General features: G+C 73.3%; 20 protein-coding genes. 11 read left to right on the top strand and 9 right to left on the bottom strand.

Annotated features, from left to right (window positions below; all coding sequences use genetic code 11):
- Positions 1–34: 34 nt before the first annotated feature.
- The 3 genes from ilvD to BS83_RS08035 all read right to left on the bottom strand — a co-directional run bounded on the left by ilvD (position 35) and on the right by BS83_RS08035 (position 3,906).
- Positions 35–1,885: a dihydroxy-acid dehydratase gene (ilvD, locus tag BS83_RS08045; protein ID WP_037602229.1), complete on the bottom strand. Its 1,851-nt coding sequence runs from the start codon at positions 1,883–1,885 to the stop codon at positions 35–37.
- A gap of 39 nt (positions 1,886–1,924) precedes the next feature.
- Positions 1,925–2,797, bottom strand: a complete 873-nt coding sequence (locus tag BS83_RS08040; RefSeq protein WP_051942772.1) for a sugar phosphate isomerase/epimerase family protein — start codon at positions 2,795–2,797, stop codon at positions 1,925–1,927.
- Positions 2,798–2,970: 173 nt separating this feature from the next.
- The gene (locus BS83_RS08035) at positions 2,971–3,906 is read right to left on the bottom strand and encodes a Ppx/GppA phosphatase family protein (RefSeq protein WP_037602227.1); all 936 of its coding nucleotides are present in this window, start codon (positions 3,904–3,906) and stop codon (positions 2,971–2,973) included.
- Between the two features lie 162 nt (positions 3,907–4,068).
- On the opposite strand from BS83_RS08035, the gene BS83_RS08030 reads away from it, so the two are divergent.
- A complete protein-coding gene (locus BS83_RS08030; RefSeq protein ID WP_037603185.1) occupies positions 4,069–4,881 on the top strand; it encodes a hypothetical protein in 813 nt (270 codons plus the stop codon).
- 16 nt (positions 4,882–4,897) lie between these two features.
- On the opposite strand, the gene BS83_RS08025 is transcribed toward BS83_RS08030, so the two are convergent.
- The 3 genes from BS83_RS08025 to BS83_RS45215 form a co-directional block, all read right to left on the bottom strand.
- Complete coding sequence (locus BS83_RS08025) at positions 4,898–5,779, bottom strand: hypothetical protein (RefSeq protein WP_157597018.1); 882 nt, start codon at positions 5,777–5,779, stop codon at positions 4,898–4,900.
- A complete protein-coding gene (locus BS83_RS08020; protein WP_037602223.1) occupies positions 5,763–6,287 on the bottom strand; it encodes a SigE family RNA polymerase sigma factor in 525 nt (174 codons plus the stop codon). Before BS83_RS08020 ends, BS83_RS08025 begins: the two co-directional genes overlap by 17 nt.
- A 98-nt stretch (positions 6,288–6,385) precedes the next feature.
- Complete coding sequence (locus tag BS83_RS45215) at positions 6,386–7,927, bottom strand: BACON domain-containing protein (protein WP_051942771.1); 1,542 nt, start codon at positions 7,925–7,927, stop codon at positions 6,386–6,388.
- A gap of 253 nt (positions 7,928–8,180) precedes the next feature.
- Between BS83_RS45215 and radA the strand changes: the two genes are divergently transcribed.
- Both radA and disA read left to right on the top strand, forming a co-directional pair.
- Positions 8,181–9,752 (top strand): DNA repair protein RadA, encoded by a 1,572-nt coding sequence (radA, locus tag BS83_RS08010; protein WP_084713207.1) that lies wholly within the window; start codon positions 8,181–8,183, stop codon positions 9,750–9,752.
- A 130-nt stretch (positions 9,753–9,882) separates the two neighbouring features.
- Positions 9,883–10,989, top strand: coding sequence for a DNA integrity scanning diadenylate cyclase DisA (disA, locus tag BS83_RS08005; RefSeq protein WP_037602221.1), 1,107 nt, complete (start codon positions 9,883–9,885; stop codon positions 10,987–10,989).
- On the opposite strand, the gene BS83_RS08000 is transcribed toward disA, so the two are convergent.
- Both BS83_RS08000 and BS83_RS07995 read right to left on the bottom strand, forming a co-directional pair.
- Positions 10,980–12,398 carry a chloride channel protein gene (locus BS83_RS08000; protein ID WP_063774118.1) on the bottom strand — a complete coding sequence of 473 codons (1,419 nt, stop codon included), beginning with the start codon at positions 12,396–12,398 and terminating at the stop codon, positions 10,980–10,982. The genes disA and BS83_RS08000 overlap by 10 nt on opposite strands.
- 99 nt (positions 12,399–12,497) lie before the next feature.
- Positions 12,498–13,337, bottom strand: a complete 840-nt coding sequence (locus tag BS83_RS07995) for a hypothetical protein (protein WP_051942770.1) — start codon at positions 13,335–13,337, stop codon at positions 12,498–12,500.
- A gap of 139 nt (positions 13,338–13,476) precedes the next feature.
- Here BS83_RS07995 and BS83_RS07990 point away from each other — a divergent pair, with 139 nt between their 5' ends.
- The 5 genes from BS83_RS07990 to BS83_RS07970 all read left to right on the top strand — a co-directional run bounded on the left by BS83_RS07990 (position 13,477) and on the right by BS83_RS07970 (position 19,352).
- Positions 13,477–14,184, top strand: a complete 708-nt coding sequence (locus BS83_RS07990) for a response regulator transcription factor (RefSeq protein ID WP_037602219.1) — start codon at positions 13,477–13,479, stop codon at positions 14,182–14,184.
- Positions 14,181–15,629: a sensor histidine kinase gene (locus BS83_RS07985; protein WP_037602218.1), complete on the top strand. Its 1,449-nt coding sequence runs from the start codon at positions 14,181–14,183 to the stop codon at positions 15,627–15,629. The genes BS83_RS07990 and BS83_RS07985 overlap by 4 nt, the downstream gene beginning before the upstream one ends.
- A gap of 258 nt (positions 15,630–15,887) precedes the next feature.
- Entirely contained in the window at positions 15,888–16,766 is an 879-nt protein-coding gene (locus BS83_RS07980) for an HhH-GPD family protein (RefSeq protein WP_037602216.1), read from the top strand.
- A 129-nt stretch (positions 16,767–16,895) separates the two neighbouring features.
- Positions 16,896–17,507 carry a TetR/AcrR family transcriptional regulator gene (locus BS83_RS07975; protein WP_037602214.1) on the top strand — a complete coding sequence of 204 codons (612 nt, stop codon included), beginning with the start codon at positions 16,896–16,898 and terminating at the stop codon, positions 17,505–17,507.
- Positions 17,508–17,789: 282 nt separating this feature from the next.
- Positions 17,790–19,352, top strand: coding sequence for an aldehyde dehydrogenase family protein (locus BS83_RS07970; protein WP_037602212.1), 1,563 nt, complete (start codon positions 17,790–17,792; stop codon positions 19,350–19,352).
- A 34-nt stretch (positions 19,353–19,386) separates the two neighbouring features.
- Here BS83_RS07970 and BS83_RS07965 read toward each other — a convergent pair whose 3' ends face one another.
- Positions 19,387–19,989: a dihydrofolate reductase family protein gene (locus BS83_RS07965; protein WP_037602210.1), complete on the bottom strand. Its 603-nt coding sequence runs from the start codon at positions 19,987–19,989 to the stop codon at positions 19,387–19,389.
- Positions 19,990–20,274: 285 nt separating this feature from the next.
- Here BS83_RS07965 and BS83_RS07960 point away from each other — a divergent pair, with 285 nt between their 5' ends.
- The 3 genes from BS83_RS07960 to BS83_RS41525 are packed head-to-tail and all read left to right on the top strand — an operon-like array spanning position 20,275 to position 24,994.
- Positions 20,275–21,381: a ferritin-like domain-containing protein gene (locus BS83_RS07960; protein ID WP_037602208.1), complete on the top strand. Its 1,107-nt coding sequence runs from the start codon at positions 20,275–20,277 to the stop codon at positions 21,379–21,381.
- 53 nt (positions 21,382–21,434) lie between these two features.
- On the top strand, positions 21,435–21,776 hold the full coding sequence (locus BS83_RS07955; RefSeq protein ID WP_037602206.1) for a trypco2 family protein: 342 nt from the start codon (positions 21,435–21,437) through the stop codon (positions 21,774–21,776).
- The gene (locus tag BS83_RS41525; RefSeq protein WP_051942769.1) at positions 21,773–24,994 is read left to right on the top strand and encodes a serine protease; all 3,222 of its coding nucleotides are present in this window, start codon (positions 21,773–21,775) and stop codon (positions 24,992–24,994) included. Before BS83_RS07955 ends, BS83_RS41525 begins: the two co-directional genes overlap by 4 nt.
- Positions 24,995–25,029: the final 35 nt, after the last annotated feature.

Here is a 25,029-nt window from a genome sequence, read left to right as displayed (position 1 = left end):
CTTCGATTATGCGGGCTCGCCGGGGCGAACCCGGTCAGCCCAGCTTGGAGACGTCCCTCACGGCACCGCGGTCGGCGCTGGTGGCCATCGCCGCGTAGGCGCGGAGCGCGGCGGAGACCTTGCGCTCGCGGGCCTTCGGCGCGTAGACGCCGCCCAGCTCGGCGCGGCGCGCGGCCAGCTCCTCGTCGGGGACCAGCAGCTCGATGCCGCGGTTCGGGATGTCGATCCGGATCCGGTCGCCGTCGCGGACCAGCGCGATCGTGCCGCCGGAGGCCGCCTCCGGCGAGACGTGGCCGATGGAGAGGCCGCTGGTGCCGCCGGAGAAGCGTCCGTCGGTGATCAGCGCGCAGGACTTGCCCAGGCCCCGGCCCTTGAGGAACGAGGTCGGGTAGAGCATCTCCTGCATGCCGGGGCCGCCCTTGGGCCCCTCGTAGCGGATGACGACGACGTCGCCCTCCTTGACCTGCTTGCGCAGGATCTTGTCGACGGCCTCCTCCTGCGACTCGCAGACGACCGCCGGACCCTCGAAGGTCCAGATCGACTCGTCCACGCCGGCCGTCTTCACGACCGAGCCGTCCACCGCCAGGTTGCCGTGCAGCACGGCGAGGCCGCCGTCCTTGGAGTAGGCGTGCTCGACGGAGCGGATGCAGCCGCCCGCCTGGTCGGTGTCCAGGGTGTCCCAGCGCTCGGACTGCGAGAAGGCCTCGGCGGAGCGGACGCAGCCGGGGGCCGCGTGCCACAGCTCGACCGCCGTGTCGGAGGGCGAGCCGCCGCGGATGTCCCAGGTCTTCAGCCACTCGCCGAGCGAGTCGGAGTGGACCGTGTGCACGTCCTCGTTGAGCAGGCCACCGCGGTGCAGCTCGCCCAGGATGGCGGGGATGCCGCCGGCCCGGTGCACGTCCTCCATGTAGTACGTGGTGGTCGGCGCGACGTTCGGGGCGACCTTGGCCAGGCAGGGCACCTTGCGGGAGAGCCGGTCGATGTCGACCAGCCCGAAGTCCAGCTCGGCCTCCTGCGCGGCGGCCAGCAGGTGCAGGATCGTGTTGGTCGAGCCGCCCATCGCGATGTCCAGCGACATGGCGTTCTCGAAGGCCGCCTTGGAGCCGACGGCGCGCGGCAGCACGGACTCGTCGCCCTGCTCGTAGTAGCGCTTGGTGATCTCCACGACGGTCTGCCCGGCGCGCTCGTACAGGCCGCGGCGGGCGGTGTGCGTGGCCAGCACCGAACCGTTGCCGGGGAGCGAGAGCCCGATGGCCTCGGTCAGGCAGTTCATCGAGTTGGCGGTGAACATGCCGGAGCAGGAGCCGCAGGTCGGGCAGGCGTTCTCCTCGATCCGGCGGATGTCCTCGTCGGAGACGTTCTCGTTGACCGCGTCCGAGATGGCGTTGATCAGGTCCAGCTTGCGGACCGTGCCGTCGACGAGCGTGGCCTGGCCGGCCTCCATCGGGCCGCCGGAGACGAAGACCGTGGGGATGTTGAGCCGCAGCGCGGCCATCAGCATGCCGGGGGTGATCTTGTCGCAGTTGGAGATGCAGATCAGCGCGTCCGCGCAGTGCGCCTCGACCATGTACTCGACGCTGTCCGCGATCAGGTCGCGGGAGGGCAGCGAGTAGAGCATGCCGCCGTGGCCCATGGCGATGCCGTCGTCGACCGCGATGGTGTTGAACTCGCGCGGCACCGCGCCCGCGGCCTTGATCGCCTCGGAGACGATCCGGCCGACCGGCGACAGATGGGTGTGGCCGGGCACGAACTCGGTGAAGGAGTTGGCCACCGCGATGATCGGCTTGCCGATGTCCTCGCTGGCTACACCGGAGGCGCGCATGAGAGCGCGCGCGCCCGCCATGTTGCGACCGTGGGTGACCGTACGAGACCTCAGCTGCGGCATGGTGTTCAACTCCTTGACTGGTGCCGTCGAGGGTACGCCCTATGACCGCCCTTCGGACATCGTGTCCGGCATGCGGGCGGACGAGGCGGAGGCCGCGGAGGGCGCCGCGGCGAGGTTCAGCCGGGTGAAGGCCAGCGCCTCGGCGAGGTCGGCCTCCCGTTCCACGGGCCCGGGCGACCGGCGGGTGTTGACCTCCAGCACCACGTGGCCGTCGAAGCGGTTCCTGGCCAGCCGTTCGAGCAGCTCCGCGCAGGGCTGGGTGCCGCGACCAGGGATCAGGTGCTCGTCCTTGGCTGATCCGGAGCCGTCGGCGAGGTGGACGTGACCGAGCCGGTCGCCCATCCGGTCCACCATGGCGAGCGCGTCGGCGCGGGAGGTCGCGACGTGGGAGAGATCGATCGTGAAGTGGCGGTAGTCCTCCGTCGTCGGGTCCCAGTCGGGCGCGTAGGCGGCGACCTCGCGGTCGCGGTAGCGCCAGGGGTACATGTTCTCGACGGCGAAGCGGACGTCGGTCTCGTCGGCCATCCGCCAGATGCCCTGGACGAAGTCCCGCGCGTACTGGCGCTGCCAGCGGAACGGCGGATGCACGACGACCGTGGAGGCGCCCAGTTTCTCCGCTGCGCTGCGGGCCCGCTCCAGCTTCTGCCACGGGTCCGTGCCCCAGACGCGCTGCGTGATCAGCAGGCAGGGCGCGTGCACGGCGAGGATGGGCACCTGGTGGTAGTCGGAGAGGCGGCGCAGCGCTTCTATGTCCTGGCTGATGGGATCGGTCCACACCATGACCTCGACGCCGTCGTACCCGAGCCGTCCCGCGATCTCGAACGCGGCGGCGGTGTTCTCCGGATACACCGAGGCGGTCGACAGCGCGATCTGCGCCTTCGGCACGACGATGCACTCTTCGTCTTGCTTCACGCCCTTACCGCCCACTTTCGCCACACCTCACAGCTTAGGGAAGTTGCCTTCTCGGGGGCGCGAGGAACTGCGCGACGAGCCACTGACCACAGGTGGTCCGGGACGCGCCGGGCCATCCGCACCAGGCGGTCTCCCGCGCCCCTGGAGGTGCGACTGCCCGCGGGAGCACGAGCTCACTGGCCCGAGGAGAGTCTGTCGAGGCGTCTCAGGATGACGCCCTCGCGGAGCGCCCAGGGGCAGATGTCCATCTCGTCGATGCGGAACAGGTCCATCGCGCCCTCGGCGACCAGCGCTCCGGCCAGGAGCTGGCGGGCGCGGCCCTCGGAGACTCCGGGAAGGAGCACGCGCTGGGCCTCGGTCATCGCGGCCAGGCGGGGGACCCAGTCCTCCAGCGCGCCGCGGGTCAGCTTGCGGGTGACCAGCGGCCCTTCGGCCTCCCGCGCCGCGCCGGTGATGCGGGCGAGCTGCTTGAAGGTCTTCGAGGAGCCCACCACGTGGTCCGGAGGACCGAGCCGGGCGACCTCGGAGACCGTGCGGGCGATCTTCGCCCGCACATGACGGCGCAGCTCGCGGACCGACTCGGGGGTCGGCGGGTCACCGGGCAGCCAGCCCGCCGTGAGCCGGCCCGCGCCCAGCGGGAGCGAGATCGCCGTGTCCGGCTCCTCGTCCAGGCCGCAGGCGATCTCCAGGGAGCCGCCGCCGATGTCGAGCAGCAGCAGGCGGCCGCTCGACCAGCCGTACCAGCGGCGGGCGGCCAGGAAGGTCAGCCGGGCCTCGTCCCCGCCGGGGAGCACCCGCAGGGCGACGCCCGTCTCGTCCTGGACGCGCTTGAGCACGTCCTCGCCGTTGGCCGCCTCGCGGATCGCGCTGGTGGCGAAGGGGAGGACCTCCTCCACGCCCTTGTCCTCGGCGACCCGCATCGAGGAGGTGACCATGTCGACCAGCCGTTGCACCCCGTCCTCACGGATCGCTCCGGCGTCGTCGAGGAGCTCGGCCAGGCGCAGCTCTATCTTGTGCGAGTACGCCGGCAGGGGGGCCGCACCCGGGTGTGCGTCCACCACGAGGAAGTGAACGGTGTTGGATCCCACGTCGAGTACGCCCAGTCGCATAGCGGTCCACGCTACGCGATCCGGTGCGACCGAGTCAGCAGGTCAGCCCGCCGGCGGCCGACGCGGGCCGTCGCGAAGAAATGCGCGATGTCGTCCGCAGGCCGAGGGGGCCGACCGCCGACGGCGGCATAGGCTGAGTGGGTGGCAGCCGTAGACGTGACGATCAGCAGCACCGCCGACCTCAAGGCGGCGAAGAAGGCCGCGAAGGCCGCGCGCAAGCGCGAGGTGAGCCTGGACTTCCCGCGCGCCTGGGTCGAGTTCGCCGACCCCGCCGACGCCGAGCAGGTCTTCCGCTGCGACCTGACCTGGCTCACCTCCCGGTGGACCTGCGTCTTCGGACGCGGCTGCCACGGCATCCGGCCCGGGCGCGCCAGCGACGGCTGTTGCACGCTCGGCGCGCACTGGTCCGACGAGGACGACCAGCAACGCGTCCTCGGCCACGCCGCCCGGCTGACGCCGGAGACCTGGCAGTACCACCGGCAGGGCACCGGCCCCAAGGGCATCAGCGAGCCGGACGAGGACGGCGAGCTGCGCACCCGCCGCGTCGACGGGGCCTGCATCTTCCTCAACCGCCCCGGCTTCTCCGGCGGCGAGGGCTGCGCCCTGCACACGCTGGCGCTGACCGAGGGTCTGGAACCGCTGGAGACCAAGCCGGACGTCTGCTGGCAGCTGCCGATCCGGCGCGGCTACGACTGGATCGACCGCCCCGACGAGACCCGCTACCTCCAGGTCACCATCGGCGAGTACGACCGCCGAGGCTGGGGCCCCGGCGGTCACGACCTGCAGTGGTGGTGCACCGGCAGCCCCGACGCCCACGTCGGGGCCGACCCGGTCTACGTCAGCTACCGCGCCGAGCTGACCGAGCTGATGGGTGAGGCCGGCTACGCGGAACTGGTCCGCCACTGCCTGCGCCACCTCGACAACCCGGCCGGCCCGGTCGCCCCCCACCCCGCGGACCCGGCGGACCCGGCGTAGGACCTTCCCGCCGCCGCTACGGGGCGTCGGCGCGGCAGTCGACGTGCTGGACCGCGCCCTGGTCGGTCATGGCGACCGTCAGCGGCCAACCCCCGTCGACGACGACCTTCCAGCCGACGACCACCGTCCCCGAGGCGGGGTCGTCGGCGAACCACACGGTCGGCCGGACGGAGCGGCAGGCGTCCATGGCGTGGCTGCTCGTCGCCCGGCCCTGGACGAGCCGGCCCAGATAGCCGGAGAGGGCCGGGTCGCCCGTGCCGCGGGCGGCCGGCACGCACCGGAGGCCGCTGATCCTGTTGCTCGTCGGGTCGAAGGTGACGGTGGGCGCGGCGGGGAGCGCGGTGGTGCCCCGGTAGAGCTGGACCGTGTGCTCGTCGACGCTGACGGCGCCGTCGGCCAGGGCCCCGCAGGTCACCCCGAGACCGTCGTGGCCCCAGGCGGCGTCGAAGGCGGCCTTGTCGGTGAAGAGCGCCGCCACGGCCGCGAGCGAGACCCGGCCGCTGAGTCCGGCGTGCTCCTGCTGCTCGGCGGCGACCACCAGGGCCCGCAGGTTCCAGCGCTGCGCGGTGTAGGGGTCGGGCGCGCTGCTCGACGGCGCCGGAGGCACCGCGGCGGTCGGCGAGGACGAGGGCGACGGGGACGCCGACACCGTCCCGGTCGGGGCGACCGTCGGGGTGGCGCCGTCGCCGCCGCCGGAGAGCAGCGCCGCGACGGTCGCCGTGGCCGCGACCGCGGCACAGGCCGCCAGCGCCCACGGACCGCGCCGACCGCGGTGCCGCGCGGGCAGGAAGGCCTGCGGGTCGTAGTCCGGAACGGGCGCGCGCTCGGCGAACTCGGTCATGGCGAGGCTCAACTCCCTCTCGAACCTGGCTGCTGTCTCGTCAGTGGGTGCGGGCACGACCGGTCTCCTCCTCGGTCTCGGGTCGGCCGACGGCCGCGCGCAGTTTGGCCAGCGCGCGGGAGGCCTGGGAGCGGACCGTGGAGGGCGAGACGTCCATCAGTTCCGCGATGCCCTCGTCGGGCAGGTCGTCGAAGTAGCGCAGCACCAGCACCGTACGCATCTGCACGGGCAGCGCTTGGAGCCCGCGCAGCAACTGGTCGCGCTGGGCCAGCCGCCCGTAGGGGTCGTCCAGGTCGACCCGGTCGGCCGTCAGCGGCACCTCGGGACGGCGGCGCAGAACGCGCCGGCGGTCGTTGGCCAGGTTGACCAGGATCCGCCGGGCGTACGCCTCCGGCGAGGAGGCGCGTCGGGCCCGGGGCCAGTGGCGGCAGGCCCGCTCCAGCGTCGACTGGACCAGGTCGTCCGCGGTGTCCCTGCTGCCGGTGAGCAACAGGGCCGTGCGGTAGAGGGCCGCCGAGCGCGCCCGCACGAACGCGGCGAACTCCTCGGCCTCATCGGGTCGCATCCATCCTCATCCCCCGTACGTCGACATGCCGCCCGGCTGGGCCTGCACCCGGATCTGACGACGGGAGGGGTGGGCCTGCTGCACGGCCCGGGGAGCTGTTATCGAGCCGTGACCGTGGGAGCGGCGGAGCCTGACGCCGTGTCGGACGGCGTGACGGTCGGACTCGGTGTCGGGCTCGCCGTGGCGCCCCCGCTCGGCGAGGGGCTGGCCGTCGGTGTCGGCGTCGACGTACGGGTCGGGGTCGGCGTGGGGGTGGGCGTCGGGATGCCGCGGCGGGAGCCGCTGCCGGAGAGGGTGACCACGCTGCCCGAGGGTCGGAAGAGAATCTGCGCCGTCCAGGCGTCGGTCGGGGCCGCGGCCTCGTCCACGGTGACGAGCACGGTGAGCTGCGCGCCCGGCGCGAGGGTGCCGCCGTCGCGACTGAGCCGCAGCCAGGGGGCACGGGACGTCGCCGTCCAGAGCAGCGGGCTGCCGCCGGAGTTGGCCAGCGTGATCAGCGTCCGGGCGCCCGACTGGGTGGCGGTCACGGTGAGCACGCCGGGACCGGCGACAGGGACGCCGACCGGCGGCTGCGGCCCGCCGTCGGAGGTGACCGGTATCGGCGTCGGCGCGGCGGAGGGAACGCCGGTGAAGGAGACGTTCTCGCCCAGGTGGCCGCTGCCGGCCCCGGCCGGCAGACCCGTCGACGAGGCGTCGGCGCCGGTCGGGGTGGCAGCCGGCGGCGTGGACGGCGGGTTCGCCACCCGGACGGAGGTGACCTGGGCCGCCGGGACGCTCGGCCCCTCGGCACTGTGGACCGTCCAGATGGCCGCCGCAGGCACCGCCACGACGGCCGCCGCCACCGAGCCGATCAGCGCCCGATGCCTGACCAGCGCCGCGTGCTCCTCCTCCGGCGCCAGGTGCTGCGGGAAGCCGCGCCGGTCGAAGCGCGGCTCCGGCAGCGGCGGCTCCGCGCGCCCGGCGGCCGCGCGGAGCGCCGCGCGAGGGAGGTGGACCAGCGGTAGCGAGCCCGGCGCGCGGAAGGTGCCGGGCCACGGGCCCTCCGCGGCGCCGCGCTCCGCCGTCCCGCGGCAGGTGGGGCAGTCGTCCAGATGCCGCACCAGCTCTCCCCGCAGCGCCCGCCCGAGCACGGGCCCCCGGCCCCGGCCGAGCCGCCGCAGCTCGGGGCAGGCGTCGGCGACGAGTACGGCGAGGGCGGCGGCGGTGCGCTCGACCTCGCAGACCGCCTGCGAGAGCAGCACGGACGCGGCGTCGGCCCGCAGGCCGAGCACGGCGGCGATCTCCACCGGCTCCAGCCCGTGCCGTCCGGCGAGCTCCAGCGCCTCGCGCTGCGCGGGCGTCGTCCCGGCCGCCTCCGGCCAGGCGAGCCGGGCGAGCCGCGACCGCGCCGCGCCGGACTCCTGCGGGACGAGTCGCGGCGCGTCGCCCTGGCCCCTGGCCTCCAGCCGCACCAGACAGACGTACCGCGCGAGCGCGTACAGCCACGCCCGCTGCTGCTCCGGCCGCCGCAGGCGCCGCCGATGCCGCGCGGCGAGCCGCCGCGTCTGCCGTACGGCGACGACGGCTTCGTCCTGGTCGCACAGCACGGAAAGGCTGTAGCTGAACAGGGCGTCCGCTAACTGGTCCAGCACAGTGTCCACCCCACCGACGGTAGACACGCCGCGCCACCCCCTCCCCCGATGCGCCCCCCATCCACACTTTCGGGTGACCCGACCCGGAACAGCCGGTTGCACCCGCCAGAGGCGCGAGGAACTGCGCGACAAGCCACTGACGAGCAGATGGCCCTCAACACCCAGGGCCATCCGCCGAGGGTGGTTTCTCGCGCAGTTCCCCGCGCCCCTGAGGACTGTGCAACTTCTCGGCGTTGTCAGTGGCGCGAGGTAGCGTTCCCGCATGGCCGCGCGAAGCAACAGTGCAAAGACCCGCACCAGCTACCGGTGCACGAACTGCGGCTTCACGCCGCCCAAGTGGACCGGCCGCTGCGGCGAGTGCAACGCCTGGGGCACGGTGGAGGAGGCCGGGGGGCCGGCCGTGCGGACGACGGCGGCGGGGCCGGTCTCCGCGCCCGCGCGGCCGATCGGGCAGGTGGACGCCACCGTCGCCGCCTCGCGGCCGACCAACATCGACGAGCTGGACCGGGTGCTCGGCGGCGGTCTGGTGCCCGGCGCCGTCGTGCTGCTCGCCGGTGAGCCCGGCGTCGGCAAGTCCACGCTGCTGCTCGACGTCGCGGCGAAGGCGGCCGGCCCGGAGCAGCGCACGCTCTACATCACCGGGGAGGAGTCGGCCAGCCAGGTGCGGCTGCGCGCGGACCGGATCAACGCGCTCTCCCCGCACCTGTACCTCGCCGCGGAGACGGACCTCGCCGCGGTCCTCGGCCACATCGAGCAGGTCCGGCCGTCCCTGCTGGTCCTGGACTCGGTGCAGACCATCGCCTCCGCCGATCTCGACGGCGCGCCCGGCGGCCCGGCCCAGATCAGGGAGGTCGCGGCCGCGCTGATCAGGGAGTCCAAGACCAGGGCGATGTCCACCCTGCTGGTCGGCCACGTCACCAAGGAGGGGGCGATCGCCGGTCCCCGTCTGCTGGAGCACCTGGTCGACGTCGTGCTGCACTTCGAGGGCGACCGGCACGCCAGGCTGCGGCTGATCCGCGGGGTGAAGAACCGCTACGGCGCCACCGACGAGGTCGGCTGCTTCGAGCTGCACGACTCCGGCATCACCGGGCTGCCCGACCCCTCCGGGCTCTTCCTGACGAAGCGTTCGGTGCCGGTGCCCGGCACCTGCCTGACGGTCACGCTGGAGGGCCGGCGACCGCTGGTCGCCGAGGTGCAGGCGCTGCTGGTGGACTCGGTGATCCCGTCGCCGCGCCGGGCGACCTCCGGTCTCGAGTCGCCGCGCATCGCGATGATCCTGGCCATGCTGGAGCGCCACGGCGGCGTCCGGATGGGCAAGCTGGACATCTACGCCGCCACGGTGGGCGGAGTGAAGCTGTCCGAGCCGGCCGCCGACCTGGCGATCGCGCTCGCGCTGGCCTCCTCGGCGGCCGACACGCCGTTGCCCCAGGAGCTCGTCGCGATCGGCGAGGTGGGGCTCGCGGGCGAGGTGCGCCGGGTCACCGGCGTGGAACGGCGGCTGGCCGAGGCCGCGCGACTGGGCTTCACCCACGCGCTGGTGCCGCCGGAGCCCGGCAAGATCCCCAAGGGCATGCGCGTGATAGAGGTCACCACCATCGGCGACGCGATGGCCGCGATCCCCGGCCGACCGGGCCGGATCGGGCGCGACCCCGACCGCAAGGGCGCCTCGGGTCGCCGCGCGCCGCGCCAGGTGCGGGACGCCGACAGCGACGAGAACCGCCGTGGCCGGGTCGATCTGACGGACGAGGCGCAGCGCGCCGTGCCGAACTATCTCGACATCCCCGACAGCGCCGACGAGCTGATGCAGGGCTGGGAGGAGATCGATCCCCAGTAGTCACGAGCTGCGCCGACGCCCTCCCTCCGACCACGAACCGGGCCCGCACGCGCGATATCCGGGCACATGCACGGGCGGTCATCGGTAAACTCGTATGCGCACACCGCACCCCACCGGAGGAGTCGCCCCCGTGGCAGCCAACGACCGGGCGGATCGCTCCTCCCGCGAGGAGGCCCTTCTCCGGGCCTCCCTCAGTGCCGTCGCCCCTGGTACCGCGCTGCGTGACGGCCTCGAACGCGTGCTGCGCGGCCGCACCGGCGGGCTCATCGTCGTGGGCTTCGACAAGCAGGTCGAGGCGCTCTGCACCGGCGGTTTCGTGCTCGACGTCGAGTTCTCCGCGACCCGCCTGCGCGAGCTGTGCAAGCTCGACGGCGCCGTCGTGATCGACAAGGACATCTCGAAGATCGTGCGCGCCGGCGTCCAGCTCGTCCCGGACGCGGACATCCCCACCGAGGAGACGGGCACCCGGCACCGCACCGCCGAGCGCGTCAACAAGCAGACCGGCTTTCCGGTCGTCTCGGTCAGCCAGTCGATGCGGCTGATCGCCCTCTACGTCAACGGCGCCCGCCGGGTCATCGAGGACTCGGCCGCGATCCTCTCCCGCGCCAACCAGGCGCTGGCCACGCTGGAGCGCTACAAGCTCCGGCTGGACGAGGTCTCCGGCACGCTCTCCGCCCTGGAGATCGAGGACCTGGTGACGGTCCGTGACGTCGCCGCGGTGGCGCAGCGGCAGGAGATGGTCCGCCTGATCGCGAGTGAGATCGCCGGGTACGTGGTCGAGCTGGGCACCGACGGCCGCCTGCTCTCGCTCCAGCTGGACGAGCTGATCGCCGGCGTCGAGCCGGACCGCGAGCTGGTCGCCAGGGACTACTTCCCCGAGCGCGCGGCCAAGCGCGGCCGCACCGTCCAGGACGTGCTGACGGACCTGGAGGCGCTGACCCACTCCGAGCTGCTGGAGATCCAGACGGTCGCCAAGGCGCTGGGCTACCCCGGCACGCCCGAGGCCCTGGACTCGGCGGTCAGCCCGCGCGGCTACCGCCTGCTGGCGAAGGTGCCCCGGCTGCCCAACACGGTCATCGAGCGGCTGGTCGAGCACTTCGGCGGGCTGCAGAAACTGCTGGCCGCGAGCATCGACGATCTGCAGACGGTCGAGGGCGTCGGCGAGTCCCGTGCCCGCTCGGTCCGCGAGGGGCTGTCGCGGCTGGCGGAGTCGTCGATCCTGGAGCGCTACGTCTGACGCTCCGGCTCTGACGGGCCGCTACTCTGACGCGCCGTCTCCGGGCGGAAGCGGAACTTCGTCGAGACGATGAAGGCCACCACCGAGGAGACGATCAGCAGCGGGGTCACCTCTCCGACGCTGTCGCCGATCAGCAGCATCGCCAGCAGCGTCGACGTCACCGGAAGCCCGGTGATCGCCGTGCCCGCCGCGGCGAGGCCGACCGCGAAGCCGGACGGGATCCCGAGGCCGGGCAGTCCACCGCAGGCGACCCCCGCGGCGGCCCCGACCATCAGGGCGGGGAAGATCGGTCCGCCGCGCAGTGAACCGAGGCTGAACCCCCAGGCCAGGCCCTTGAAGAGGACCAGCAGCACCAGCGTGCCGATGCCCCAGGAGGCCGGCTGCTCGGCGATCTGGGCCAGGGTGATCTGACCGGAGAGCGCCGCGTCCTCGGGGGAACGCCCGGTGCAGAGCGCGTAGGCGGCGATGGCGACGCCGACCGCGACCGCGCACAGGAGCGTCCGCAGGGCCGTCGGCACGGCCGTGGGCTGCCCCGCGCGGCGGCGCGCGAACGCCGCGGTCTGCCAGCCCAGCGCCTGCACGCCGACCACGACCAGCGCGATGAGCGCGGCCACCGGCAGCGTCCACAGGAGCTCCGCGGCGTCGGGGATGCCGCTCTTGGGGACCGAGGGAAGCGAGAGCGCGCCGATGCCGAGGCCGGTCCAGTGGCCGAAGCCGGTGAAGACCAGCGCGCCGATGCCGCTGGCGAGCAGGCAGGGCACGATCAGCAGCAGCAGTTGCGGGCCGCCGAGACCGGCGGCCTCCAGCATCATCACGCCGGCGACCAGCGGGTTGCCGAAGATCGTCGAGATCGCCGCCGAGGAGCCCGCCGCGCTCACGACCGCGCCGAGCTTGGGGTTCGCGTCCAGCTGCCGGCGTCTGACCGCCAGCAGGGCGAGCCCGCCGCCGAGCGCCATCAGCGGCGCCTCGGGGCCGAGCGCCGCGCCCAGCGGCAGCGCGATCAGGGCGGCGCAGACGACGGACGGCACCGCCTTCGGCGGCAGCGGCGGGCCGCCCATCCCCTGCACCGGCAGGTGGCCGCCGTGGCCGGGCATCAGGATCAGCACCGGCGCGATCAGCAGCCCGGCGAGTGTGAGGGTCGGCAGCGGCCACCACCAGGGCGGGGTGGAGTAGCCGAGTGCGTCGGGCGACGACTCCCAGACCCAGTGCTGCAACTGGTGCTCCAGGCTGACGAAGCCGAAGGCCACCAGGGAGACGGGGATCCCCACCAGGGCGGCGAGCACCAGCAGCTTGAGGTAGCCGGGGCTGAGCAGCACCGCCTTGAGCTGCGCCGGGCCGGGGGCCTCAGCCGTGTCGGGCGCTGCGGCCGGCTCGCCCGGTCGTGCGGGAACTGCGTTGTTCGACGCCATGCGTACCAGCTTCGGCGCTGGCCCCGATCGCCGCCGCCCGGACATACCGGACTATCTGACGACTCACCCGTTCGGCGGAGGCGGCGAGCGCCCGGCCGGTCAGCTCCCGAAGGGGGCCAGCTTGAACCAGTGCTGCGGCTGCGCCGAGACGCCGCCGATGGCGATGTGGGCCACGTACGTCCCCGCCGCCGCCGCGCTGCCGCCGTTGCCGGGCGTGCAGCCGGGCCTGGAGGTCGTCCGGCCCCAGCCGAACACGGCGTTGAGCGGGCCACCCCCGGCCGCGGGCACGGCGTACCACTGGGCCGAGGCGTCCTTGGGGCAGTCGCCGGAGGACCACACCTGCGCGCCGGTGTCCGAGGTGACGGTCAGGACCGCCGACTTCGCACCGAGGTCGACCCGGCAGGCGCCGCCGCCGGTGTTGGTGATCCCCAGGTGGAAGGCGGGGAACTCGGAGGAGGTGTAGGTCTGCGCGGTGCTGGTGAGCGACAGGTCCAGGTCGGCCGAGTTGCAGGCGGGCAGGTTCATCGTGCCCGGCTGGTTCGCCGCCAGCGTCCCGCCGGAACCGGATCCCGTCGAGCTCGTGGAGCCCGTCGCGCCGCCGGAGCCACCGGAGCCGCCGCCCGAGCCGCCCGGCCCGGTCACCACCGGCTCACCGGTCGGCGAGCCCGTCGGCGTGCCGGCGCTCGGCGTCGCGCTGCCCGAGCCGCCCACCGCGCCGTCGTTGGAGCCGGTCGAACCGTGTCCGCCCGTCGGTCCCGGCGTGATCGAGCCGGCCGGGGTGTTCACGCCCCCGGCGGTCGGCTGCTTGCCTCCACCGCCCCCGAACGCCAGCACGGACACCAGCGTCACCGCGCTCGCGAGGGCCGCCAGCACGACGAGACGACGCCGCCAGTAGATTGACGCGGGCAGCGGTCCGACGGGATTGCGCAGAGAAGGCACGAGCAAACCTTACGAGAGTTCCACCCCTGCTCTGTGCAACACCGCCGTACCTGCCGCTTCTTCTTTCAGATCATCGTCCTGTTGAGCCGACTGACGGTCAGTACTGGGCCACTCGGCTGGCATTCGGGCTGGAGGCGTTATGGCCGGACGCGTGCTGGTCGTCGACGACGACGCGGCGATCCGTCGTTCCCTGGAGCGCGGGCTGCGGCTCAGCGGCTTCACCGTGCTGCTCGCCGCCGACGGGGCGGCCGCCCTGGACCTGGTCGCCACGGCCGCCCCTGACGTGCTGGTCCTGGACGTCTCGATGCCGGGTCTCACCGGGACCGAGGTGTGCCGCCGGATCCGCGCCGAGGGCGACGAGACCCCGGTGCTGATGCTCTCGGCGCTCGACGAGCTGGCCGACCGGGTCGCCGGGCTGCAGGCCGGGGCGGACGACTACCTGATCAAGCCCTTCGCGCTGGAGGAGCTGGTGCTCAGGCTGCACGCGCTGCTGCGCCGCCGGACCGCGCCCCCGCCGACGGAGGTGCTCCAGGCGGGCCCGCTGGTGGTGAACCCGACCACCCGCCAGGCGTTCCGCGACAGCACCGAGCTGCGGCTCACCCGCCGCGAGTTCGCGCTGCTGGAGCAGTTCGTGCGCAACCCCGGCCTGGTGCTGACCCGGGACCAGCTGCTGGACCGCGTCTGGGGCTACGACTTCGACGTGCGCACCGACGCCGTGGACACCTTCGTCAGCTATCTGCGCCGCAAGCTGGAGGAGGGCGGGCGTCCGCGCCTGCTGCACACCGTGCGGGGCGTCGGCTTCGTGCTGCGCCTGCCGAAGGAGCCGACGGACGGGGCAGGGAGATGAAACTCTCCACACGACTGGCGCTGACGGTCGCACTGGCCGTCCCGCTGCTGGTGCTGGCCGCGGGCGCGCTGCTGCTCGGACTGGTCAACCACGACATCCGGCAGCAGCAGGACTCCCAGCTGCGCTCGCTGTCCGTGGCACTCGTCCCCGACGTGCAGCGGGAGCTGGCCGCGAACCGGGCCGGCCGGCCGAAGGTCGTCCAGAACCAGGGCCGCCGCGTCCTCGACGCGGCGTTGAACGCCGGCGTGGAGGTCACCGACGCCCAGGGCGTGGACGTCATCTCCGGGGGTCCGCGCCCGGCCGCCGGCGTCGCGCTGCCGCAGCCGACCGGCAGCGCGGTGACGGTCGCGGGCTTCCGCGCGGTCGGCCGCGCGGTCGCGGTGCCCGGCGGGCAGGCGGGAACGCTCTGGGTCTTCTCGCCGGTCGGCCAGGACCACGCACAGCAGGCCGCGGTGCGCGGCCGGGTGCTGCTGGTCGCGCTGCTGGCGGCCCCGCTGGCCGGGCTGCTGACGCTCGGGCTGGCCCGCCGGGCGACCCGCTCGCTGCGCTCGCTCAGCGCCCGCGCGGCCGAGCTCGACCCGGCCGAGGGCGCGGAGAACTTCCGGCACCGCCGCTCGGGCGTCTCCGAGGTCGACGAGCTCGCGGCGTCCCTGAGCACGGTGCTCGCCCGCTACGACCAGCAGGCGGCGCGAACGGGCGAAGCACTGGAGACCGCCCGCGCGTTCGCCTCCGCGGCCTCGCACGAGCTGCGCACGCCGCTGATGTCCATGCAGACCAACCTCGACATCCTCGCCGCGCACCCCGGCCTGGCGGCCGAGGAACGCGCGGAGGTCGTCTCCGATCTGCGCGGCGAGCACGCGCGCCTGCTGGAGCTGCTGACCGCGCTGCGGACGCTGGCGCGCGGCGACCTGGTCGAGGAGGAGGCCTTCACCGACCTGGACCTGGGCGAGCTGGTCGACTCCTGCGTCCAGTCGGTGGCCCGCGCCCGGCCGGACGCGTCGCTGACGCTGACCGGCGGCTTCGGGGTCCGCGTGCGCGGCTGGGAACCCGGCCTGAAGATCCTGGTGACGAACCTGCTGACGAACGCGGTGGTGCACGGGCACGCGCCCGGCGAGCCCGCGCGGGTGGCGGTCTCGCTGACGGTCACCGACGGCCGGGAGGGCTCGGCGCTGCTGACGGTCGACGACCGGGGCCCCGGCATCCCGCCCGCCCTCCGCGCGTCGGTCTTCGACCGCTTCACCCGCGGCCCGAACAGCCCCGGCTCCGGCCTCGGCATGACGCTGGTCGCCCAGCAGGCCGCGTTGCACGGCGGGACCGTCTCGCTCTCCGACGCCCCCGGCGGCCACGGCACCCGCGTCACCCTCCGCCTCCCGCTCCGCGGCGTCCCCTTCCACACCCCTGCCGAACGCAACTGGCTGACCCAGACCCTGAACCTCCGGCTCTGACGCGCGCTTGGCACCGGCGGGCCGTTCCCACGCCCCCAGGGGCGCGAGGAACTGCACGAGCAACCACCCGGTGCGGATGGCCCTGTCCAAGTGGGGACCGTCCGGTCGCCGGTGGCTTGTCGCGCAGTTCCTCGCGCCCCTGAGGTGTCGGAACCGGCTCTCCTCGGCGACCTGCCCGCACGCACGCGCCGGAGGCGGACGTCAGCGGAGCCTCGCGCCCCTCGGGCGGCGCGCCGCACCGATAGGATCGGGTGCGCCATGGATACCGCACACGCACTGCATCGGCCGATACTCGCCTGGTACTCCGTCGCCGCGCGGAGCCTGCCGTGGCGGGAGGCGGGGGCGACGCCGTGGGGCGTCATGGTCAGTGAGTTCATGCTGCAGCAGACCCCGGTGAAACGCGTGCTCCCCGTGTACGAGGAGTGGATCCGCCGTTGGCCGACGCCGGAGGCGTTGGCCGAGGAGCCTGCCGGCGAGGCCGTCCGGGCGTGGGGGCGGCTGGGGTACCCCCGCCGCGCACTGCGGCTGCACGGCGCGGCCGTGGCCATCACCGAGCGGCACGGCGGCGAGGTCCCCGAGGACCACGCCGCGCTGCTCGCGCTGCCGGGCGTGGGCGAGTACACCGCCGCCGCCGTCGCGTCCTTCGCCTTCCGTCAGCGGCACGCCGTGCTGGACACGAACGTGCGACGGGTCTTCGCCCGGGCGGTGAGCGGGCAGGAGTACCCGGCCAACGCCACCACGGCCGCCGAGCGGCGCACCGCCGCCGCGCTGCTGCCGGAGCTGCCGGAGACCGCCGCCACCTGGGCCGTCGCCGTGATGGAGCTCGGCGCACTCGTCTGCACCGCGCGCAGCCCGGAGTGCGGGGCCTGCCCCGTGCAGCGGTCCTGCGCCTGGCGGCTGGCGGGGAGTCCGCCGTACGAGGGGCCGGCCCGGCGCGGGCAGAGCTACGAGGGCACGGACCGCCAGGTCCGCGGGAAGCTGCTGGCGGTCCTGCGGGACGCCCCGGACAGCGTCGCCCAGGCGACGCTGGACGCGGTGTGGCCGGACGGCGTCCAGCGGGCCAGGGCGCTGGACGGGCTGGTCGCCGACGGACTGGTCGAGCCGGTCGCGCCGGGCGTCTACCGGCTCCCGCGTTGAGGTCCCACCCGCTCTCGCTTACTTGACGACCGGCTAGTACCCTGATCGGAGCACGCTAAGCTCATCCCGAGAACGGGGCAGTGCGGCCTTCCGGGGCGCACCACACCACAGGCGGAGCGAGAAGAAGCCATGACCACCCAGACCCCCCGCGGCGACACCCGGGCACGCATTCTCGACGTGGCCCTGGAGCTGTTCGTGGAGCACGGCTACGAGAAGACCTCGCTGCGCGAGATCGCCGACCGTCTGGGCGTCACCAAAGCCGCGTTGTACTACCACTTCCGCACCAAGGAGGACATCCTCGCCGGGATCGTGGCCAGCATGTCCGCGCCGATCGAGGAGGCCATCGCCTGGGGCGAGCAGCAGGAGTACAGCGCCGAGGTGCGGGACGAGATCCTGCGCCGCTTCGCCGAGGGCATGGCGGACCGGCAGCCGATGCTGCGGTTCTTCCACGAGAACCAGCCCACCCTGCGCGAGCTGAACGCCGGCAACGCGTTCAAGGAGCGGATGATCGTGCTGACCCGGCTGATGCAGGGGCCGAACCCGAGCTTCGAGGACCGGGTCCGCGCCGCCGTCGCCCTGATGACCATCAACGTCGCCGCCTTCGTGGCCGACGCGCACCACTGCGAGCAGGACGTGCGCGACCTGCCCGAGCTCCCGGACGAGCCCGCCCGCCGCGACGCGGCCCTGCGCATCGCGCTCGACGTGGCCGACCGGATCGGCAAGACCCCCGCCGACGCCTGAGCCCCTCCGGCCCTCCCCCGTCGCTCCCCCGCCCCTGGCCGTCCTGACCTGCGGAGCCGCTGATCCGCGGTTACCGTCGTCAGGTGGGACGAGCGCTGCTCCCGACGAACGCCCCGAGGGCCTGGACGTGAGACAGGTCACCACGGGGCGCACGCCTGTACCAACCTCCGGCGCGTCCTGCGAGCCTGTCCGGTGGGTGGCCTGTGCAACATCCGCACAGCACGCTGTCACGCGGCCACGCCACGCTCTCCGGTCATTCTCGCCCGTATCCCAGGAGCTGCCGTGACCCTCGTCCTGAAGCCAGGAACGTCCTGGAGCGACACCTACGCCCGCTGTCTCGCCGCCGCGCCCGAGGCCTTCGCACCCGACCGCCTGCTCAACCTGGTCCGCGGCGACTGGCACGCCGTCGGCGCCCCCGGCGAGCACTCCACGCCGCTCGACGGCAGTCCGATCCCCGGGCCGCCGCGCATCGGCATCCAAGAGGCCGACGCCGCCGTCCGGTTCGCGATCGCCGAGCACGCCGCCTGGTCGAGGACCCCGCTGGACGAGCGCAGGGCGCGGGTGTCGGCCGCCGTCGACGCGCTGGCCGCGCAGCGCGAGCTGCTGGCGATGCTGCTGGTCTGGGAGATCGGCAAGCCGTGGCGGCTGGCCTGCGCCGACGTGGACCGCTGCCTCGACGGGGTGCGCTGGTACCTCGACGAGATCGACCGGCAGCTCGGCGTCGCCGGCACGAGCCCGCGCACTCCGCTGCCGGGTCCGGTCTCCAACATCGCGAGCTGGAACTACCCGATGAGCGTCCAGGTCCACGCGGAGCTGGTGCAGTTGCTGGCCGGGAACGCGGTGGTCGCCAAGACCCCCTCGCAGGGCGGCTTCCACTGCCTCACCCTGGCGCACGCGTTGATGCGCCGGGCGGGCCTGCCGGTGACGCTGCTCTCCGGCATGGGCAACCAGATCGCCGACGCGCTGATCCGCGCCCCGGGCCTCGGCGCGCTCGCCTTCGTCGGCGGACGCGCCAACGGACGCCGCGCGGCCACCTCCCTGGCCGACCTGAACCGACGTCACTTCCTGGAACAGGAAGGCCTGAACGCGTGGGGCGTCTGGGACTTCAGCGACTGGCCGACGCTGGCCGCGCATCTGCGCAAGGGCTTCGAGTACGCCAAGCAGCGCTGCACCGCCTACCCCCGCTACGTGGTCCAACGGCGGATGTTCCCCCAGTTCCTTGAGACCTACCTGGGCGTCCTCGGCAGCCTGCGCTTCGGGCACCCGCTGGCGGTGCCCGAAGCGGACGCGCCGCTGCCCGAGCTGGACTTCGGCCCGGTCATCCACGCGGCGAAGGCGGCGGAGCTGCACCGCCACTTCGACGAGGCCGTCGCCGGCCGCGCCGTCCCGCTGCACCGGGGCACGCTCGCCGACGGCGTCTTCCTCGACGGCCAGGACACCGGCGCGTACATCGCCCCGGCCGCGCTGCTGAGCCCGCCGCGCAGCTGGACCCTCCAGCACAGCGAGCCCTTCGGGCCGCTGGACTCGATCGTGCTGGTCGACACCGAGGCGGAGCTGCTGGCGGGGATGAACGCGGGCAACGGCTCCCTGGTCGCCAGCATCGCCACGGACGACGCCGAGTTCGCCGCCAGGGTCGCGCCCGACCTGCTGGCCTTCAAGGTCGGCATCAACAAGCCGCGTTCGCGCGGCGACCGCGAGGAGGTCTTCGGCGGGCTCGGCGCCTCGTGGAAGGGCGCCTTCGTCGGCGGCGACCTGCTGGTCCAGGCCGTCACCTACGGCCCTGAGGGCCCGGAGGAGAAGCTCTACGGCAACTTCCCCGGCTACTCCCTCTACCCCGCCCGCTAGCAGAGGCCGTGCCTGTTCCGGCGGACGGCGTGCTTCAGCGACGGGCGGCCGTCCGGCCGGGGACCTCACGGGCGCGCTCGTAGGTCAGGTGGGCGAGGCCGTTCCCCACGGTCCTCGTGCGGATCAGGCGCAGGGGTCGCTCGTCGTCGGTCTCGCCGAACAGGCGCTCGCCCGCGCCGACCACGACCGGGAAGACGGTCAGGCGCAGCTCGTCGACCAGGTCGTGTTCCATCAGCGTGCGCACCAGCGGACGGCTGCCGTACACGACGATCTCGCCTGCTGTCCGCTGCCTGAGGTTCGAGACCTCGGCGACCACCTCGCCCGCCAGGACGGTGGCGTTCGTCCACTTGGGCTCCTTGAGCGTCCCGGACACGACGTACTTGGGCAGACGGTTCAAACGGTCCAACCACTCGCCGCTCATGACCGACGATCGCGCGCCGAAGTACTCGTCGGTTCGCCGACCCATCAGCAGCGCCTCGGCGGCCTGCGCTTCGGCCAGTTCGAGCTCCGCCCACGCCTCCCAGTCCTGGCCCATGAACCGGACGAACCAGCCGCCGTGCCTGAGCCCTCCCTCACCGCTCGGATCCTCGACGACGCCGTCGAGCGTGACGTTCTGGCTGACCACGAGTTTTCCCATCGTGACTCTCCCGGTATCCGCGGCGCGCCCCGGGCCGGAGCCGCCTCCCACCAGGTAGACCCCGACCCAGCCGGAAACCGGGCGCGCGGCCCGACAACGGACCGTCCGGCGGACCGGTCGCATGCGCTCATTCGACTGACTGTCAATACGCAGGGGCCACAAGGATCCGCCGGATCCGGGTGGCTCCGCGCTGTCCCCAGCCGTGGTTGACCGGTTGGTAAACGCATGTGACGCTCCTGGCAGGCCCTCGTTTCGGGCCCGTACTCGGCGTCAAAGGAGCCCACCATGCCGACGCACGACCTCTACACCACCCCACCGGCCGAAGGCCTCTGGACCGTCCCCGCCTCCGGGGCGGCCCGCTTCAACTGGGAGTACGACGAGGGCCGTGAGCGGCTGCTCAACCTGTACCAGAAGGGCAAGGACAAGCAGTGGGACCAGGTCAAGCGGATCGACTGGTCGATCGAGGTCGACCCGTACGACCCGCTCGGCGTCCCTGACGAGGCGATGACCCTCTACGGCACGCCGTACTGGGACAGGATGAGCGAGGCCAACCGTGCCGACCTGCGCCGGCACTACGCCTCCTGGCAGTTCAGCCAGTTCCTGCACGGCGAGCAGGGCGCCATGGTCTGCGCCGCGCGCATCGTCGAGTCGGTGCCGGACATGGACGCCAAGTTCTACTCGGCGACCCAGACCATGGACGAGGCCCGCCATGTCGAGCTCTACTCGCGCTTCCTGCACGAGAAGATCGGCATGCTCTACCCGATCAACGACAACCTCCAGTCGCTGCTGGGCGACACGCTGCGCGACTCCCGCTGGGACATGCCCTACCTGGGCATGCAGGTCCTGATCGAGGGCCTCGCGCTCGCCGCCTTCGGCATGCTGCGGGACACCACCAGCAAGCCGCTGCCCAAGCAGCTGCTCGCCTACGTCATGCAGGACGAGGCCCGGCACGTGGCCTTCGGTCGGATGGCGCTCAAGGACTACTACGCCCAGCTTTCCTCGGCCGAGCTCGCCGAGCGCGAGGAGTTCGTGATCGAGGGCTGCTACCTGATGCGGGACCGGATCCGGGGCGTGGAGGTGCTGGAGGACTTCGGCGTCCCGCTCAAGGAGGCCGAGGAGCTGAGCGAGAAGAGCGAGTACCTGCAGTTCTTCAGGAAGCTGCTGTTCTCCCGGATCGTGCCCTGCGTCAAGGACATCGGCCTGTGGGGGCCGAAGCTGCAGCAGGCCTACCTCGACATGGGCGTCTTCGACATGGGCGACTCGAACCTGGACGCGCTGATGGCGCAGGACGAGGAGATCGCCGAGCAGCTCGACGCGGAGCGCTTCGCCGCCGAGGAGGCCGCGCGGGTGGAGGAGGTCGCCGAGGCGATCGCCCAGGGCGCGGAGGCCTGAGCAACGGTCGCGAAAGCCCGTTCGAGAGGCGCGGGTTCGGGGATCATTGAGGCATGGACGACCACGACCACCGCATCGAGCTCGCCGACGCCATCGAGGCGATCCGCACCCAGCTCGTCGACGCCGCGGCCCGCGGCACGAACTCCGACCTCGCCTTCGAAGTCGGGGACATCCACCTGGAGTTCGAGGTCCAGCTGAACCACGACCGCACGGTGAAGGGCGGGGTCAAGGCCTGGGTCCTGGCCGCGGGCTACGAGGCCGCTCGCGGCCGCACCGAGACCCAGCGGGTCTCGGTCACCCTGTCGCCCAAGCACCGCGGCAGCAACGCGCGGTGGGACGTGAGCAACCCCGACCGGGCCAGGACCGGCAACTTCGGACCGACGCAGACGCCGTGACCCATCCTCAACCCGAACGCCTGGCCGCCGTCCTCGGCGAGGGCCAGGGCAGCGGCTACCTGCTCAGTCCGTGGATGGTGCTCACCGCCGCCCACGTGGTCGGCGACGCGGAGGAGGCCTCCGTCGCGATCCCCGGACACGGCGGGCCCTACCCGTGCAAGGTCGTCTGGCGGCGCCACGACGAGCGGTGCGACGCCGCCCTGCTGGTCTCGGACTCGCTGCTGCTGCCCGCGACCGTGTTCCGCGGCTTCGAGCGCCTGACCTGGGGGTTCCTGCGGGGCCTGTCCCCGCTGACCGGCGCCGGCGCCGTCGGCTATCCGCGGATGCAGCGCTCGGGCGGCGGGGAGCTCGACACCGAGCAGCTCACCGGCACCCTCAAGCCCGCCAGCGGCCTGCTGAACGGGCGGCCGGTGCTGGACGGCGACCATCAGCCGCCCGTCGGAGACCAGGGCAGCCCCTCCCCCTGGGCAGGCATGTCCGGCGCGCCGGTCTTCGTGAACAACTGCCTGGTGGGCCTGGTGCGTTCGGTGCCGCCGCACTGGGGCGAGAGCCGACTGGAGCTCACCCTCGGCCAGGAGTTCGTCGAGGACGACGAGGTCTGCGAGATCTTCGACCGGGGGAATGTCACCTTCCTCCGCACCACGCTCGCCCCGCAGGCCGAGTCCTTCGAGGACCGGCTGCGCGACTACCTCGCGGCGGAGTGGGACAAGGTCAAGATCTACGGCGTCACCCGCTCCGGCCAGGACGGGGACTCCTGGCAGCTCGACGTCGCCTATCTGAGCCTGGAGCTCACCGGCGGACGGCCCCGCCTCGACGAGGAGTCCGAGGCCCCCTCCTCACAGCGGGTCGAGGACGCGCTAGCCCAGGAGAGCCGGATCCTGCTGCGCGGCGGCGCGGGCTCCGGCAAGACCACCCTGCTGCAGTGGCTCACCACGCTGGCCGCCCGCGACGAACTGCCGGACCAGCTGAGCCAGTTCAAGGACTGCATCCCGGTGCTGCTGCGGCTGCGGGCCATCGCCAGGCCCGGCAGGGACCTGCCCGGGCCGGAGGAGTTCCTGAAGGCGTCCGGCAACCCGCTGGCCGGCTTCCCCGGCTCCGAGGGCTGGATGAGCCGCCGCCTGGCCGAGGGCCGCGTGCTGCTGCTGATCGACGGCATCGACGAGGTGCCGGAGACCGAACGCCGCCGCGTCCACGACTGGCTGCGGGGACTGCTCGCCGCCTACCCCGACTCCCGCTGCCTGGTCACCACCCGCCCCTCCGCCGTCCGCGAGGGGTGGCTGTCCGAACTCGGCTTCTCCGAGCTGGAGCTGCTGCCGATGAGCCGCGGCGACGTCGTCGCCTTCATCGACCGCTGGCACCGTGCCGCCTCGGTGGGGGCCGTCGCCGAGCAGCGCGAGGAGCTGTCCCTGTGGCGCGCCCAGCTGACCGAGGCGGTCGGCCGCAAGCAGGACCTCGGCCGGCTGGCCACCAACCCGCTGATGTGCTCGCTGATCTGCGCCCTCAACGCGGACCGCCGCGGCCATCTGCCCAACGGCAGGATGGCCCTCTACGACGCGGCGCTGGAGATGCTGCTGGTCCGCAGGGACGAGGAGCGCGGCGTCGACCCCGCGTCCGAGGGCATCAGGCTGACCGAGGCGCAGCAGCTGGCGCTGCTGCAGAAACTCGCCTACTGGCTGATCCGCAACGGCCGGTCCGAGCTCTCCACCGATCAGGCGCTGGCCAGGATCGAGCGCGCGCTGCCGCAGATGCCGCAGATCGAGCCCGACCCGCCGCGGGTGCTGCGGCACCTGCTGGTCCGCTGCGGCCTGCTGCGCGAACCGGTCTCCGGCGCCGTGGACTTCGTCCACCGCACCTTCCAGGACTACCTCGGCGCCCTCGCCGCGATCGAGGAGGGCGACCTCCCGCTGCTGGTCGAGCACGCCCACGAGGACCAGTGGGAGGACGTGTTCCGCCTCGCCGTCGGCCACGGCCGCCGCAGGGAGCGCGCGGACCTGCTGACCGGCATCCTGCGCCGGGCGGAGGCCGAGCCCGAGCACGCCCACCGGCTGCGGCTGCTGGCCGCCGCCTGCCTGGAGCTGGCGGTCGAGCTGGACCCGGGTGTCCGCGAGGAGGTGACCCGGGCCTCGGAGGCCCTGGTGCCGCCGCAGGGCCGCGAGGCGGGCAAAGCGCTCGCCATCGCCGGCCCCGTGGTCCTGGAGCTGCTGCCCGGCCCGGAGGGCCTGGACGACGCGACGGCGCTCGGCGTGGTCGTCTGCGCCTCGCTCATCGGGACCGAGCGGGCCCTCCCGCTGCTCGCCGCCTACGCGGACCACCCGATGCTGGAGGTCCGCGCCCAGTTGGCGTACGCGTGGCAGCGCTTCGACACGCAGGACTACGGCCGCGCCGTGATCGCCCGGCTGGACCGCTCGAAGGACCTGCGCCTGGTCGCCACCGGCCGGGCCGAGGTCGAGTTCCTGTGCACGCAGGTCGAGGAGCCGGTGCGGCGGATCGAGTTCTCCGGCGACCTGACCGACGACGTGATCCGCCTGCTGCCGCGCGAGCCGCTGCGCGAACTGCGTCTGCACGAGAACCCCAACCCCGTCGACCTGGGCCTGGTGCGCGACGCACCGGAGCTGACCAACCTGCTGCTCATCAACTGCTCCGGCTCCTTCGACCTGGCTCCGCTCGCGGACCGGCCGATCGAGCGGGTCATCGTCCTCGGCTGCCCCGGCGTCCCCTCGATGGCGCCGCTGGGGCGGATGACCGAGCTGGAGCACGTGAGCTTCGCGAACGCGTCCGCCCCCTTCGGACGGCGTCTGGAACTGGAGCAGGTGCTGCGCGCGCCGAAGCTGAGCTCGCTGCGGCTGATGGCCTCCGACCTGCTCCCCGAGGACTGGGAGCTGCTGCGCGCGCACCGCAGGATCACCACCCTGGATCTGGAGGCCTTCGACTCCCACCCGCTGGTGGACCTGGCACCGCCGCTCCCCCACGTCGAGGTGCTGCGGCTGCGGCAGCCCAGGTTCTTCAGCCCGACCGCCGTCACCCGGCTCTTCCCCGGGCTGACCAGCCTCTGGTTCTACGGCGTGGACTGGGCGCCGGGCCGGGCGGTCGAGGGCTTCCCCGCGGACCTGCTCGTCGGCTTCGACACGGGGATGAAGGAGGTGCCGACGAACGCCGTGCCCGCGCCCGCACCGCGGATCCGGCCCTCGGAGAACTTCCGCTGGTACCGCTTCACATGACCGAGGGCCCGGCTCCCCTCTCGGGAGCCGGGCCC

It is taken from the genome of Streptacidiphilus rugosus AM-16, assembly GCF_000744655.1.
Classification (GTDB): domain Bacteria; phylum Actinomycetota; class Actinomycetes; order Streptomycetales; family Streptomycetaceae; genus Streptacidiphilus; species Streptacidiphilus rugosus.
Note: the sequence above shows the minus strand (reverse complement) of the source record. Positions and strands in the feature narration are given on the sequence as shown.